The organism is Streptococcus sp. A11 (assembly GCF_043674225.1).
Lineage (GTDB): Bacteria > Bacillota > Bacilli > Lactobacillales > Streptococcaceae > Streptococcus > Streptococcus suis_V.
Genome location: NZ_JBIMJS010000003.1, coordinates 47223 through 62222, shown reverse-complemented (window position 1 = coordinate 62222; position 15000 = coordinate 47223). Strand labels below are relative to the sequence as shown.

The following is a 15000-nucleotide window of genomic DNA, read 5'->3' as shown; positions in this document are numbered from 1 at the left end:
CTGTTGTTTAATTCTTTTTATTCTACTTCGTTCCAGATTGGGAAATCTGTTTTCTTAGAGCCGTCCTCAATCAACTTACCAACTTCATCAGTGTTGTATGCTTTGACAAGGGCTTTGATAGCGTCAGCCTTGTCTGACTCTTCCCACTTGTCTTGAGCAGCGATGACATTGTACCAAACTTTTGTATTTGGACCTTTTTCCTCGATATACAAGGCAGTGTCTGTATCGATACCTGCTTCTTGAGCGTAGTTATTGTTGATAACTGCCCCGTCAACTGATTCCAATGAACGAGCTGTTTGGCTAGCATCCAATTCAGTGATTTTGATATTTTTTGGATTTTCAGTAATATCAGCAAGTGATGCCAAGTCACCGTCTTTCACTTCCAATTTGATCAAGCCAAGTGACTCAAGCAAGAAGAGGGCACGGCTACCGTTTGTTGGGTCGTTAGGAATTGCGATTTCAGCACCTTCTGGAAGGTCTTCGACATCTGCATACTTGTCTTTACCGTCTGCGATACCTGAGTAGAAACGAATTGGGCTGTAAAGAGTGTAGCCCGCAACCTGCAAGTTTTCACCATTTTCTGTGTTCCAGTTATCCAAGAAGAAAATGTGTTGGAAGGCATTGACATCCACATCGCCCTCAGCCAAGGCCTTGTTTGGTTGTGAATAGTCTGTGAATTCTGTGAACTCCAACTTCACACCTTCTTTGGCAGCATTTTCCGTAACCTTGTTCCAAACATCAGTCGTGTAAGTGTTGCGCGTCATGATACCAACCTTCAAGGTTGTTTCCGCTGCATCTGAAGAAGTTGAACCTGATTCAGATGCTGGAGCACATGCTGCAAGTGTCGCAATGGATAGGGCAGCTGTTGCTGCAAAGGTAAATAATTTTTTAAGTTTCATAGAAAGTAATCTCCTTAATTTTTGAACTGTATTTATCTTAACACAGAAAATGAAATCTGACCAATTGGTATTTTTTATAGATAGTTATAAGTTTTAACTATATCAAAACCCAGTTTCACTATAGCTTTTGAAAACATGCAAAAACCAACCACTCTTACGAGCAGCTGGTTAACTTAAAATCGATCAACAATGTATTGGAAAAGTTCTCTGTGTTGACGGCAATCCTCAAACAAGAACTCTGGGTGCCACTGAAGGCCAAAGAGGGCCTGCTTGCCCTTGCTTTCATAAGCCTCAATGGTCCCATCTCGTGGATCACGTCCTGTTGCTACTAAACCAGGTGCCAATTCCTTGATTCGCTGGTAGTGGAAGGAATTGATTTGACTACCTTGAGCAAAGAGGTGGCTGACACGGCTATGGGCCTCGACTTCTAGCTGGTGAGAGGTTCCTGCCCAATCATTCTGCCAATGGTCCTCCAAGGACTGCTCCAGACTACCACCCAGGGCCACATTGAGCAACTGCATCCCACGGCAGACTGCAAAAATCGGTTTGCCCTGACGAAGTGCCTCCTTAATCAAGGCCAATTCAAACTCATCACGCGCCAACAAATAATCGTCACTGTCAATCTCTTTTTCCTGGCCATACAGGCTAGGGTCTACATGCTGACCACCAGATAAAATCAACTTGTCCACCATGTCAATGTAATCCTTGGCCGAATCCGGATTTCCCATAGGAATCACGATTGGCAAGCCACCAGCCTGGCGCACACCGTCTGATAATTCACGCGCCACCGTCACATAATGACGACCCGATTTGCTTGGAAATTCTTGCTCATTACCCGAAATACCAATCACAACCTTCTTCATAGGAAATCCTCTCTATCAATTTTTTATTATTCTATCACGAGCAAGAAACATCGTCTAATATAGATTTTCAATCTCGTTATAAATTTTATTTATCAGGGATTGAAAGGACAAAATGTCCCTCCTCCACCTCTAACCACTGACCTTGAGTGACAAAGTCGTGGCTCTGCTTATTCTTTGCCAAATCAGCCAATTCCTGCCGGGCCTGAGCTGGATCCAAACTCAGATTGGACTTTAGCAGATAGCGGGTATAGGCGTGCTGGGGATTTTGGAAAATAGCTGACGCAGAACCCAGTTCAACCAGACTACCCTTATACATGACAGCAATCCGATCTGCAAAGTGCCGCACCAAGGTCAAATCGTGTGAGATGAAGAGATAGGTCAAACCAAATTCATCCTGCAAGCCCCGTAGCAAATCCAAAATGGTCGCCTGTATGGAAACATCCAAGGCTGATGTTGGCTCATCACAGACCACAAACTGAGGCTGCGAGACGACCGCCCGTGCAATCCCAATCCGCTGACGTTGACCACCTGAAAAGGATTTGGGACGCTTGTGGACCGCATCCCCACTGATTCCCACCCGCTCCAGAATAGCCAAGGCCTTGCTTTCCGCCTCTTCCTTGGGCAGGGCGTAGAGGGGTTCCTTGACCAATTCCAAGGCTGATAGGTAGGGATTGAGAGACGAATAGGGATCTTGGTAAATGACCTGCAAGGCCTGTTTTTTCAGCTCCTGATCCGATAGGCTTGGAAAACGAATGTCCCCTTGGCTGGCTGTTTCCAGTCCCAAAATAATCTTGGACAGGGTTGATTTCCCACTACCTGACTCACCTACCAAGCCCAGGGTTTCCCCCTTGAAAATGGACAGGTCAATATCTTTCAGGGCCTGAACCACCTGTTCTTGACCCAACCAGGATTTTTTCCGATAGGTCTTGCTGACACCAGCAACTTCTACCATAATATCTTTAGGCATCTGCTTGCTCCTTTCTTACCCAATGGTCCGGACCGACCTCAACCAACTGACTGGTCGGACTATCTACTGGCAAGCTGCCGTCAAAGGTTTCCAAACGGGCCGCCTTGAGCAGGGCCTGGGTATAAGCATGCTGCGGTTCAGCGAAAATGGTCTCCACATTAGCCTTCTCTACCACCTTGCCCTGACGCATAACATAGACCTGGTCACAAATGCCAGCAATCACACTGAAATCATGACTGACAATGGCAATGGTCAAGCCAAAGGACTCCTGCAACTCATTGAGCAGGGCCAAAATCTGAGCCTGAATAGTCACATCCAAGGCCGTTGTCGGCTCATCCGCAATCAAGAGCTCGGGTTTGGCTAATAAAGCCATAGCAATGACAATCCGCTGCCGCATACCACCTGAAAACTCAAAGGGAAATTGCTTGAGACGTAAAGCTGGATCCGCAATACCAACCTTTTCTAGAATCGATAATATTTCTGTTTCCACCTGGTCCTTGCTCAAACCTGGCTGGAAACGACGCACTACTTCCCTCAGATGAAAACCAATGGTCCGCAAGGGATTAAGAGAGGTCATAGGATCCTGGAAAATCATGGACAAGGGCAGAGCTTTTGGGTTGTCAACAGCCTGTCCGTTCATCTCAAAGCTGCTATAACTTGCCTCCAAACCTTTGGGCAAAATCCCCATCAGAGACTTCATGGTCAAGCTCTTTCCAGAACCCGACTCGCCAACGATACCGACGATTTTTCCCTTGGGAATGCTGAGGTCAATACCGTCCACCAAGACCATTTGAGAGGTCCGTTTCTGATTGGTAATGGTCAGATTGTTTAAGCTAATCAAATTCTCTGTCATTAGTAGACCTCTCTTTCTAGGCAATCACGAATCAAGTCACCGATATTGTTAAAGGAATAAATGGTCAGAAGGATAAAAAGTCCCGGCAGGATTGCCATATGTGGAGCACTCTGCAAGGTTGACTGGGCATTTTGCAGGAGACTTCCCCAAGAAGCCAGCGGTTGCTGGATCCCCATTCCCAAGAAACTGAGGGCAGACTCCGTCATAATGGCCGACGAAATGCTGGTCGATGCCGTTACTATCAAGGTTGGGAGGATTGCTGGTAAAATATGGCGACAGATGATTTTCCGCTTTTTAACACCGATAAAGGCTGCATAGCCAACATAGTCTGCCACCTTGGCTTTCATGGTCTCGGCCCGTAAAATTCGGGCAATGCTCATCCAAGAAAAGCCACCAATAACAATGATAATGGTTGACAAGCCAGGTTTCAAGAAGACGCTGAGCACGATGACCAAAACCAGCCAGGGAATAGAAGACAGAACTTCAACAATCCGCATGATGACATTGTCCCATTTTCCGCCAAGATAACCAGCCGTTATCCCGACCAGGCTGCCGATTGTCACCGAGGCGACCATGGCCATGAGACCGACTAAAAGGGAAATCCGTCCACCGTAGATAACGCGGATAAAGTAGTCACGCCCGACCTGGTCCGTTCCAAACCAATGCTCCGCACTCGGTCCCTGGTTCATCTGCGTCACATCCGTCAGATTGGGATCGATAGGGATAAGGGGGGCCAAGAGAGATAGGACTACCAAAAAGAGGATAAAGATGACTGAAAAGAGATAGAGGGGAGATTCTTTGAGTGTTGCCTTCAATTGTTTGAGTATCAACATTAGTTTTCTCCTCCTTTCCAGACACGGGGATCCACTAGGGCATACAAGACATCCGACAGGAGATTGCCCAGGATGACAAGGCTGGCAGACAGGAGCATAACCGCCATAATCACCGGATAGTCCAGGGCCTTGGTTGCTGCTGTCAGATAAGGTCCCACTCCCGGCCAGGCAAAAATGGTTTCGGTAATGATAGCTCCCGTCACCAACATAGGTAGGGCCATCCCCACCTGGGTGGCTACAGGAATCAAGACATTTCGTGCCACATGCTTGCCGAAGATTTCTGATTTTTTAGCCTTAAAAGCCTCTTGTACGGTCACATAGTCCTTGTCCACCTCCACAATGGCTGATGCCCGGATGAAACGAATTAATTCTGGCAGGAAAGCCATGGTCAAGGTCAGATAGGGCAGGGCGAAATGGGAGAGAAAATCCAGAAAATCCCCTTCCTTACCCAGGGTATACATACCGATAAAAGGAAAGAGGCGCCACTTATAACCAAAGAGATAAATCAAAATCATGGCAAACCAGAAGGTCGGCATGGCAATCCCGATAGAGGCAAAGGCATCGATAACCTTATCAACCCACTTCCCTTGCTGGGAGGCTGAAATCAAACCCAAGGCCACTGCCAAGACTAGGGCAGTCAAGTAAGAAGGCAAGACCAGCGAAATGGTATTAGGAATTTTCTCCGCCAAATCCGCCCCAATTGAATGCTGGGTCATCAGAGAAAAACCAAGGTCCCCTGTCAAGAGGCCCTTTAGCCAGATGCCGTACTGAACCAAGAAAGGTTGGTTGAGCCCATACCGTTCCTTGAGCAGGTCAATTTGCTCCTGATCCATATTGGGCGTTGTCATGGAATCAATCACATCAAAGGGGGCCAATTGAATCAGGGAAAAGACGATAAAGGAAATGAGTAATAAGAGAGGAATGGCCTGCAAAATCCTCTTTACAATATAACGAAACATAGTTCCTCCAAAAACACGAAAAGGGAGCCTGCCAAAACCCTAGAACCTATATTCACAGCTCGGCACCTTTAGCTAGGGCTATTTTTATGCTACTCAGCGTTCGTTTTTCTAGAAATACTGTCAGTATTTCTAGAAAAACGGCCTTGATGTGCAAAAAACTATTTCCTATCCAAATGTACTTTACTTGTGAATACAGGTTCTTATAAAGTTCGGACCTAACTTCCCACTATTGTTTGAATGGGCTGACTAAGATTAGTCAGGCCCATTCGTCTTGTTGAACAAAAGACTCCCTTATTCAATCGTCAATTTAGACGGATCTTCAAAGGTAAAGATTGGAACCAAACCAGCCTCTTCGACATTTTTCACACGCTTGTTAACAGCCAAGATTTTCTTGTTGTCCACAATTGGGTAGATAGCCGCTTGGTCAGCCAATTCTTTCTGCAAATTGTCATAGATTTCTTCACGCTTAGCCTTATCCAGCTCAACCGCGCCTTCTGCAAAGTAGCCGTCAATTTCTGGTGAAGTCAATTTGAAGTAGTTAGACGCTCCACCTGACTTGAAGAGACGAGCATATTGGTCTGGGTCATTCCCCATGATGTAGCCACCCAGGAAGAGATTGTAGGCTGTTGAGCCTTCCTTGCGCAATTCTGTGAAGAGGGCAGATGAATCGCCACCAGCCAATTCAACCGTTACACCGATAGCAGCCAATTGCTGTTGGATCAAGGTTGCTTGTAGGGTTTGTGCTGCGTCAGATGAGTTGTAACCCAGGTTGAGGGTCAGATTGCTGACACCTGCTTCAGCCAAGAGCTCTTTAGCCTTCTCAACATTTTGCTCATATTTTTCAACATCATCTGTCTTGTATGGGTTGGCAACTGGAAGGAAGGAATAAGGTGTCTCATAGTATTCCTTATCCAAGTAAGCTGCCTGGTTGAATTCATCCTTGTTTAGTGCAAAGAGAATAGCTTTGCGGACCTTGACATCCTTCAACTCTTCAGTCGTCGTATTGAGACCCAGGTAGCCAACACGGTTTTCACTATAAGCATAGGTTTCAAGTGTATCTTTGTCCAAGTCCTTGATAACCGCTGGAAGAACAAAGGCTGCATCTACTTCACCTGTTTGAAGAGCAACCTTAGTCGTATCTGGGCTTTCGATAATACGAAGGACCAGATTGTCGATTTCTGCCTCACCCTTGTAGTAGTTCTCGTTGGCTTCCAACTTGATATACTCACCATTCTTGTACTCTACAAATTTGTAAGGTCCTGTACCGACAGGGGTTGCCTTCAATTGGTTAACAGACAGGTCTGCCTCATCTTTAAAGATGTGCTCTGGGATAATGTAGGTCTCTGCTACGATATTGTCCAAGGCAGGTGCAGACACTGCTGGAAGGACGAATTTGACCGTATAGTCATCTACCTTCTCAACCGTCACAGGTTGGTCGTTGATATAAAGGCCGTCTGAACCACCATTTTCTTTCTTCACTTTTTCATTGTAAGTAAAGACAACATCATCTGCGTTAAAGGCTTCGCCGTCTGACCATTTAACATCCTGACGGAGTTTAACCGTGATGCTAAGACCGTCTTCTGCAATCTCGTAAGATTCTGCCAATTCATTGACATAGCTGCCGTCTGCCTCGATACGAATCAATGGAGAGTAGATAAAGTTGGTCAAGGTCAAGCCCCAACGGTCGCTGGTGTTAAGCGGGTTGGTCGAACTTGGGTCGCCGTCGATAGCATAGGTAAAGGTTTCCGTATCTGCTGATGATGCAGCTTTTGAGCTAGAGCCTGTATTGGACGCTCCGCCATTGGCGCAAGCCGCCAAGGTCAAAACTGCTACAGTTGATAAGAGGCCAGTAAGCCATTTCTTTTTCATGTCATTTTCCTCCATTTTACAAAAGTAGTACTAGTTTACCAAGAATCAACTGGCTTGACCAATATATAAAATTTATGAAGACTTAAAATTTATCTATACAGATTATCTTCAAAGAAAAAAACTCTCCGTCCTAGAAGCTACATGTCCAAGACTGAGAGTATTTGTTATTTATAGATATAAAATTGCAAGTGTCAATAGACTCATTCCAAGGCCAAGACCCCAAAGGAAGAAGTCCACCTTCCATTCGCTCCATTTTTCGGATTTGCCAGATAAACCGCCTAGTTCCAAGTGATGGTGGAAAGGAGTCATGCGGAAAATCCGACGACCTTCTCCAAACTTTTTCTTGCTGTATTTGAAATAGGACACCTGTAGCATAACGGATGACGTTTCAAGGACATAAACAAAGCCGATGAGGAGCAGGGTCCATTCCACACGCAGAGCGATTGAAATCGTAGCTAGCATGCCACCCAGTGCTAGCGAACCGACATCCCCCATAAAGATTTTTGCGGGTTTTCGGTTGTAGACAAAGAAGCCAAGCAGACTACCAATCATGGTCAGGCAGACCAGTAAAATGTCGAACTGCCTATTGATAAAAGCAATGATGGAATAGGCTGCCAAGCTAATCACGACCGAAATCGAAGCTAGGCCATCAATACCATCTGTCAGGTTGACCGCATTTGAGAAGCCGACCAACCAGAAAAGGACAAAGGCAATGTAGAAGGGGCCTAGGTCAAGCAGGTAACCAAAGACATTCAGTTCACCTCCCCCAGTAGCATTGACATGGACAAAGTAGAACACCAGTCCACCAAGTATTTGCAGAGCTAACTTTTGCTTGGGGTTGAGACCCTCATTGATTTTGCGGAAGATTTTCAAAAAATCATCCAAAAATCCGACCAGGCCATAGAGAAACAGGATGAATAGAATGGCTAGTAATCCACCAGTTAACAGGTTGCTGATAGAGGCAAAAATCAGACTCGTTACAATGGCTGTCACCAGAAAGACAGTTCCTCCCATGGTAGGGGTTCCCGCCTTAAATTGATGCTGTTTCACATCCTCGTGCATCTGTTGCCCTTCAATGCGTTTCTTTTGATAAAAAACGATAAATCTTGGAATCAAAAGTAGCGTTGCTAGAAAGGCTACCAGACTCGAAATGAGTGCAAATTGCATGTTAATCTCCTAATGTAATTGTTAATCTCTTGGTTTTCTTCAGCTCTCGACCAAAGGCAACATTCTGGTCCACAACCAGACTTCCCTCTCCCTTATAGACGACTTCAAGACCTAGCCATTCTGCAAGAATATCCATATTTTCTTTTGTCAAACCATATAAATCTGGCATATCCTCTACTGAATCTGTCAGCAAGAGAATTTGCTGGTTTGAAGAAAGATTTGTTCCGACATCTACAGATACTTTCTTTATTTCGGAACCATTCCCTACAATAACTGGCTGAATTAAATAACGACGCAATTCCTCAGCAGTTGTGCCTGGGCCTTGACCAATAACATCTGGTAACTTAAATTCTGTTTCATTTTCCACAAACTGCAATGAAGGAGCAACATTATCCAAGTTTAAATTATCTTTCAATAACATAGCCTCTTTCAGTATTGGATTAAATATATCCTCCCACTCCATTCCAGTATAGGATTCTGGCTCTCTCACGGTTGCATACATAATAAATTCTGGATCCTCAGCTGGAACCATGGCTACGACTGACTGAAGGTATCGACCATCAATGTAACCCGTTCCATCTTCCTTGGCAATCTGGGCAGTACCTGATTTTACTGCCACATCATAACCATTAACCTGAATAACAGGAGACATAGTCCACTTGTTATAGAGCGTACCAAAAACTGGATCAGTCCCAACTGTGATCATGTAATCCCGTGTATCTGAAGCTGCTTTTTCAGATACAGGATGGCCAACCACTTCAGGTTTGGCAATACGCACCGAATCGGAATTTGGATCATACAAGCCTGAGATGAACTTGGGTTGCAACATGGTTCCGTCATTACCAATAGCCGAGAAGGCCCGCAACATCTGGACCTGAGTCGCTGAAATACCCTGACCGAATGAAGACATGGTAATGGTTACGATGTTGTCGCCCGGCAGGAGGCCTGCACTTTCAGACCCCATTCCAAAACGTGTCGGATAGCCAAAACGGAACTTGGCTAGGTAATCCAACCATTTCTCATTGCCCATTTTTTGTTCCAACATGATCATCCCGACGTTACTGGATAGGGCAAATGCCTGGGCCATATTGAGGGAAACAGCAGACTCTCCCCCATTGACCGTCCAGTCGTTAACCGTTGCATCCGCAATGGTATAGCCATTATTGACATACATCTGATTAGGATCAAAGACATTGCTATCGATTGCTGATGCCAAGGTCATGACCTTCATGGTCGAACCTGGCTCCATAGTGGCCTGATACAGAAGGGAGTACTGGAGCAAATCTTTATCAGCTAACCCTTCTTTTGTATCCGCATCATAGCTTGGTCGTTGCGTGACCGCTAAAATCTCACCAGTTTTGGCTGATACCAAGGTTGCACTGGCATATTTTCCCTTTGTCTTATCAAAGAAAATATCCATGTTGGTTTCTAGCGAACGTTGCAAATCAGCAGATAGAGTCGTATAAACATCTTGGCCATCTACTGGCCGAACCCTGATGTCCTCTGTTCCAGGCAGAATCCGGCCCTTGTTATCTTTCTCGTAGATAATCTTGCCATCTTGACCTGCGAGAATGCTATTGAGGTAGTATTCCATGCCTGTCTTGCCGCTCAAGCTATAACTTCCATCTTCATTTTCGTCAGGCGTCGCCAATCCAAGGAAAATTGAGGCAAAATTCCCATTTGGATACATTCGACCAGGGCTCATGTTAAACTTAATGCCCTTGATGCCGGCCGCTTCCATTTCCTGACTAATGGTCATCATGGTATTGTAGGAAATATTTTTCCCCTTAGCACCAAAGTAAATGTGGCTCAATTCTGGCTGCTTCAACTGCTTGAGAGCATACTCCTCATCAATATCTAGAAGATTTTTAAAAATAGAAGCCACCTTGGAGAATTGGCTCGACTCTACATATAAAATCTCATTGGAAGCTGATACATAATTCTTATCAACGACTGCATAGACCGTATAGGTGGTCGAATCTTCTGCGATTGGGAAGCCCAGTCGATCATAGATGGTCCCACGCCTTGCTTGAACTGTTACCTCTTGCTGGTGCACACGACTAGCGGCCACTGACAAATCCACTCCGAACTTGGAGTCGGTCCCAATAATGATAGCAAAGTTGATAAGGAAAACCAAAAAGGTAAAAATACTGAGTAAAATCAGGTTCTGACCGACCCTACGCCGGTTCTGCGAAGGCCGGTAGCGTTGTTTCAATATGTACCGTAATAATTTCTTTCGTCTCGTCTGCATTATTCGGCAACCCCTACGTTATTATTGTTTAAGGTCAATCCTTCTTTTTCAGCAATTTCCATCAATCGACCCGAGCGCGTCAATTCCTGGATAGCCTGCTTAGTATCGTCAATTTCGACCTGCTTGGAGTTGATTTGCTGATTGACCCGTGCCATTTCGCCCTGCACCTGCAAGAGCTTGGTCTGGATGAAAATAACCCCAATAGCCAAGAACAGCGCTGTAAATACCAGGCTAGCATAAAAAGCCTTTTCAACGCGGTTAAAGGTTTTGATTTTTTCACTAATCAGACGCATGGTCGTTTCTCTACGTTTTTCTTGCAACATAGACTCTCTCCTATTTATGTACTTTCTTAGCAACACGCAGTTTGGCTGAATGCGCACGGTTGTTACTGTCTAATTCTTCTTGACTTGGCAAGATTGGCTTTCTTATGACCAATTCAAGTGGTGCCTTCAAATCATCTGGGATAAAGGGTAAGCCTTTGGGAACATCAATTGTCGAAGCCTCTTTGAACAATTGCTTGGTTAGGCGATCCTCCAGAGAATGGAAGGTAATGACCGAAATCCGTCCTCCCACCGCCAGCAAATCGATGGCCTGCTGAATAGACTCGTCTGCCGCTCCCAACTCATCGTTGACCTCAATCCGAATAGCTTGGAAAATCTGCTTGGCAGGATGTCCCTTCTTCTTGAGTTCCTTGGCTGGTTTGGCAGATTTGATCAGCTCTGCTAACTCAGTCGTTGTTTCAATCGGCTTGACCGCACGCGCCTGTTCAATCTTACGAGCAATCTGCTTGGAAAATTTATCCTCACCATATTTAAAGAAAATCCGCACCAGGTCATGGTAGTCATAGCTATTGACCACATCATAGGCCGTCAAATGCCCTTCTCGGTTCATCCGCATGTCCAGCGGTGCATCTTGTTTATAGGAAAAACCACGCTCTCGCTCATCCAACTGGGGACTGGAAACACCCAAATCATAGCAAATCCCATCAATCTCCGTCACACCCATCTCAGCCAAACGCGCCCTTAGATTGCGGAAATTATCCTTGATAAAGGTCACCTGTCCCTTTTCAATATAGGGAGCCAGTCGGATGTGGGCATGGTCAATGGCCGTCTGATCCTGGTCAAAGGCATAAAGATGCCCACCTTCTGTCAGCTGGCTTAGCAGGTACTCGCTATGCCCTGCCCCACCCAGTGTCGCATCCACATAAATTCCATTTGGTTTGATGTCTAGCATGTCGATGGTCTCATGCAAGAGAACCGTCGTGTGATTAAATTCCTTGGTCATATCTTATCTATTGTACCATAAAATCAGCTTAAACCATGTTGCAAACTTTTTACAAAAAATATGTCAATTATAGTTGACATCTCTTTAAGATTTTCTTATAATAACATTAGGAAATATGTCAGATATATTTGACAAAAATGGAGGAGACATCCTCAAAAAATTTTATACAGAGATGTCGCATATATGTGACATAAGATAGGAGGTCATATGAATCGTGTCAAATCCTTCCGAACGGAACTCGGCCTGTCCCAGCTAGAATTAGCCAAGGCTATCGGAGTCTCACGTCAAACCATTAACATGATTGAAAATGACAAATACAACCCCTCGCTGGACCTCTGCATCAACCTAGCCAAGATCCTACAGACCGACCTCAACAGCCTTTTTTGGATTGATTAAAGAAAGGAGAATACTATGAAAAACAAAAGAACTATCGTACGCTCTAGCCTCTCAACCATTCTCTTCCTTCTTCTGATGGCCATTTGGAATATCGCTGATTATAGCTTGGACCATTTCCTTGCTCAAGCAAGTAAACCGACCAGTTGGCTTCAGGTTGCCATTATGGGATTGGTCTACTTCCTAGCGACTCATCACATCACACCCTACCTCATCAAACGGTATAATCTCAACTAAGGAGACAGGCTATGAACAAGGAAACTTTTCAAAACAAGCTCATCAAACGATTTTACGGCATCGCAGGTCCGCTGGATGAATTTCGCCGCAAAGAGGCCATGAGATTGGGCAATATGGCCTTCATCTTCCTCTTCATCGGACTCCTGTTTACTCTTCTTCTGGCTCTCTCCTTGTCCGAACGATTTCCGGAGCAGGTTGGCTACGGCTACCCAGTCTTTTTAGAAATCATCTTGCTAGGACTTCAGAGCTATCTGGCTCTCCAAAGCTATCGCAGCCAGCTGACTGCACTAGATAGGGAGGATTTGTCGGAGAAAGAGGTACGTGGCCTCAAGTGGGCTAGTGTGAAATTCGCTGTATATTTCACTCTGGTCATGTATCTCTGGAATGCCTTTTTCGGGGCCTGGATGGACAAAGACATGGACTTCATAAGCAATCTGACCACTCCTCGCTTTTTCTTCGCAGCTTGTTTAGGCGGTATCTTCGTGGGGATTGTGACTCACATTCAGTTAGTTTATCGCCAGAAACAAGCTCAAAATCTAACTAGTAGCTCTGCTATTTCCAAAAAAGAAAAACCCTGGATGACCAAGCTCATCAAACATTTCTACGGTGTGCGAGGTCCCTTGGATGAATGCCGGCGGGAACAGGCTGATGAAATTGGCGGTCTTGCTTTTGTCTATCTAAGCTGGTTTCTTTTGATAAGCAATGCTGTCGCTTTTATACTAGCTGTTCGCTTTACAACCGAGGTTGCAACCTGGTATCCTATCCTGCTCGGTGCCATTCTCTTTATTCTCATCGCTGTGCTCAGCGTCCAGATGCTCAACCGTGATTTTGGTCAATTCGACCCTGAAGAAATCAGTCCAGAGGAGCAAGCCCGACCCTATCGCCACCCCTTGCGTTGGGGAATTGGTGTCAGCCTATTCAGCTTGATTTTTTCTAGTGTCTCAGACTTGTTTGACAGCAATGGTCCTGTCCTCGAAACTCTCTTCCAACCTAAAAACCTCTTCTACGCTGGTTTTATGGGACTATTTGCAAGCATTGTCATCTCTGCTACCAACTATGTCAAACGACTGGAAGACCAAGAAAACCAACGGAAAATGGAGAGGAGGAAAAAATGAAGAATCACCTATCAACTAAACGACAGTCCATTCTATACTGCATCATTTATATCTTCGTTGCCAGCATTTGCCTGGTCTCCTATTGGGCCCCAGAGCCCTTTGCCTCTCCTAGCCTCCTCACCGTCCCTATCACCATTAGCCTGCGTGTGTCACCTAGTCAAGAAGATATTGCCTACTACCTCCTCCAAATCGCCGTCGCTCTGCTAGCCTTGCTTCTGGTATTTGGTATTGGGGTCTGGCTAGAAAAGGTCAAGCCAATCGGACTCCTGTTCCCATTGGCAATGGGACTCTACCTCGTCTACCTTATTACCAAAAAGGAGTAGACACATGAAATCGAAAACACCCCTCCTTCTCTTCGCCATAGACTACCTGATCATTACTGGTCTGCTCATTGATGGCTTTCTGACCAATCAGCCCAAACCCATGATAATATTGTTCATCCTGTCTATTCCTATCTTTACTCTCCATTTAGTGGAGACCAAGTCCTCAGTGGGGCAGGTTCTATACAGACACAACAGTATTCTTCGTCTTATCGCTGCATTGGGAATCCTTTCAACCCTGGCAGTGGGCTATGCTACGGGGCATGTTGACCTGCTACTGCTCCTAGCCTCCCTGGTCTGGTTACTACTACTTTTACTGCCGTCAATTTTCAAAAGAACCTAGTTCGAGATGTACAAGCTCGAACTTTTTCTTTGTCTTCGGACAATTATTTCTTACACTTAACAAAAATCAAAAATATCGGCTTAATGGTATTATGACAAACAAACTCACCCCCACTCAAGTTCACGAATTAAAATAAGCCCTCAGAGACAAGACAAATATTCCACATCACAGAAAAATTCAGGCTCTCATTCTTTACTCAGAAAACCAGAGCCTAACAGCTAGCGCAAAATCAGTGGGCTTTGTCCATTTAGCATGTGGTTGTAATAGTGATTGGATGAATGAATTTCTAGACCAATTGTCAGAAGCTTATCTGATGACTACATTATTCTAGTCATGGACAATGCCGTCTGACATAAATCTCAGACATTGAATATCCCTGAGAATATAGCATTTACCTTTATTCCACCTTACACACCAGAGTTGAACCCTATGAGCAAGTCTGAGCCGAAATCCGCAAACGTGGTTTCAAGAATAAGATATTTAGAAGCTTGAATGAGGTTATTGATAAACTTCAAGAGGTTATTCAAAACCTATCTCCTTCCCAACTCAAATCAATTGTACGTAGAGATTAGAGTTTGGCTATTTTTGATTTTAGTTGAGTATGAGTATTAAGTGTAAAGTTCCAGAAAATGGCAGAAAAAAAGGAG

16 protein-coding genes and 1 pseudogene are annotated in these 15000 nt (G+C 45.0%); 6 read left to right on the top strand and 11 right to left on the bottom strand.

Annotation, left to right across the window (positions count from 1 at the left end; all coding sequences use genetic code 11):
- Positions 1 to 17 precede the first annotated feature (17 nt).
- From ACHBIF_RS02725 to rsmH, 11 genes are all read right to left on the bottom strand, one after another.
- Entirely contained in the window at positions 18 to 899 is an 882-nt protein-coding gene (locus ACHBIF_RS02725) for a MetQ/NlpA family ABC transporter substrate-binding protein (protein ID WP_105122480.1), read from the bottom strand.
- A gap of 173 nt (positions 900 to 1072) precedes the next feature.
- Complete coding sequence (locus ACHBIF_RS02720) at positions 1073 to 1762, bottom strand: gamma-glutamyl-gamma-aminobutyrate hydrolase family protein (RefSeq protein WP_105122479.1); 690 nt, start codon at positions 1760 to 1762, stop codon at positions 1073 to 1075.
- Positions 1763 to 1847: 85 nt separating this feature from the next.
- Positions 1848 to 2729 carry an ATP-binding cassette domain-containing protein gene (locus ACHBIF_RS02715; protein WP_105110881.1) on the bottom strand — a complete coding sequence of 294 codons (882 nt, stop codon included), beginning with the start codon at positions 2727 to 2729 and terminating at the stop codon, positions 1848 to 1850.
- On the bottom strand, positions 2722 to 3582 hold the full coding sequence (locus ACHBIF_RS02710; RefSeq protein ID WP_105110880.1) for an ABC transporter ATP-binding protein: 861 nt from the start codon (positions 3580 to 3582) through the stop codon (positions 2722 to 2724). The genes ACHBIF_RS02715 and ACHBIF_RS02710 overlap by 8 nt, the downstream gene beginning before the upstream one ends.
- Positions 3582 to 4415, bottom strand: coding sequence for an ABC transporter permease (locus tag ACHBIF_RS02705; protein ID WP_125266020.1), 834 nt, complete (start codon positions 4413 to 4415; stop codon positions 3582 to 3584). Before ACHBIF_RS02705 ends, ACHBIF_RS02710 begins: the two co-directional genes overlap by 1 nt.
- A complete protein-coding gene (locus ACHBIF_RS02700) occupies positions 4415 to 5374 on the bottom strand; it encodes an ABC transporter permease (RefSeq protein WP_394718498.1) in 960 nt (319 codons plus the stop codon). The genes ACHBIF_RS02705 and ACHBIF_RS02700 overlap by 1 nt, the downstream gene beginning before the upstream one ends.
- A 291-nt stretch (positions 5375 to 5665) precedes the next feature.
- A complete protein-coding gene (locus ACHBIF_RS02695) occupies positions 5666 to 7243 on the bottom strand; it encodes an ABC transporter substrate-binding protein (RefSeq protein ID WP_172063914.1) in 1578 nt (525 codons plus the stop codon).
- A gap of 168 nt (positions 7244 to 7411) precedes the next feature.
- Complete coding sequence (gene mraY / locus ACHBIF_RS02690; protein WP_394718495.1) at positions 7412 to 8410, bottom strand: phospho-N-acetylmuramoyl-pentapeptide-transferase; 999 nt, start codon at positions 8408 to 8410, stop codon at positions 7412 to 7414.
- A 1-nt stretch (position 8411) separates the two neighbouring features.
- Positions 8412 to 10661: a penicillin-binding protein PBP2X gene (gene pbp2X / locus ACHBIF_RS02685; RefSeq protein ID WP_394718493.1), complete on the bottom strand. Its 2250-nt coding sequence runs from the start codon at positions 10659 to 10661 to the stop codon at positions 8412 to 8414.
- Positions 10661 to 10984, bottom strand: a complete 324-nt coding sequence (gene ftsL, locus ACHBIF_RS02680; protein WP_105110874.1) for a cell division protein FtsL — start codon at positions 10982 to 10984, stop codon at positions 10661 to 10663. Before ftsL ends, pbp2X begins: the two co-directional genes overlap by 1 nt.
- A gap of 10 nt (positions 10985 to 10994) precedes the next feature.
- The gene (gene rsmH, locus ACHBIF_RS02675) at positions 10995 to 11945 is read right to left on the bottom strand and encodes a 16S rRNA (cytosine(1402)-N(4))-methyltransferase RsmH (protein ID WP_394718491.1); all 951 of its coding nucleotides are present in this window, start codon (positions 11943 to 11945) and stop codon (positions 10995 to 10997) included.
- A 207-nt stretch (positions 11946 to 12152) separates the two neighbouring features.
- Between rsmH and ACHBIF_RS02670 the strand changes: the two genes are divergently transcribed.
- The 6 genes and pseudogenes from ACHBIF_RS02670 to ACHBIF_RS02645 all read left to right on the top strand — a co-directional run.
- A complete protein-coding gene (locus tag ACHBIF_RS02670; protein ID WP_105122471.1) occupies positions 12153 to 12341 on the top strand; it encodes a helix-turn-helix transcriptional regulator in 189 nt (62 codons plus the stop codon).
- Between the two features lie 15 nt (positions 12342 to 12356).
- Positions 12357 to 12575 carry a hypothetical protein gene (locus tag ACHBIF_RS02665; protein WP_172021249.1) on the top strand — a complete coding sequence of 73 codons (219 nt, stop codon included), beginning with the start codon at positions 12357 to 12359 and terminating at the stop codon, positions 12573 to 12575.
- An 11-nt stretch (positions 12576 to 12586) separates the two neighbouring features.
- The gene (locus ACHBIF_RS02660; protein WP_394718488.1) at positions 12587 to 13690 is read left to right on the top strand and encodes a DUF3278 domain-containing protein; all 1104 of its coding nucleotides are present in this window, start codon (positions 12587 to 12589) and stop codon (positions 13688 to 13690) included.
- Complete coding sequence (locus tag ACHBIF_RS02655) at positions 13687 to 14013, top strand: hypothetical protein (RefSeq protein WP_394718486.1); 327 nt, start codon at positions 13687 to 13689, stop codon at positions 14011 to 14013. Before ACHBIF_RS02660 ends, ACHBIF_RS02655 begins: the two co-directional genes overlap by 4 nt.
- A gap of 4 nt (positions 14014 to 14017) precedes the next feature.
- Positions 14018 to 14353, top strand: coding sequence for a hypothetical protein (locus ACHBIF_RS02650; protein WP_394718484.1), 336 nt, complete (start codon positions 14018 to 14020; stop codon positions 14351 to 14353).
- A gap of 238 nt (positions 14354 to 14591) precedes the next feature.
- Positions 14592 to 14925 (top strand): annotated as a pseudogene (locus ACHBIF_RS02645) (transposase); the annotation flags it as partial.
- Between the last annotated feature and the right edge of the window lie 75 nt (positions 14926 to 15000).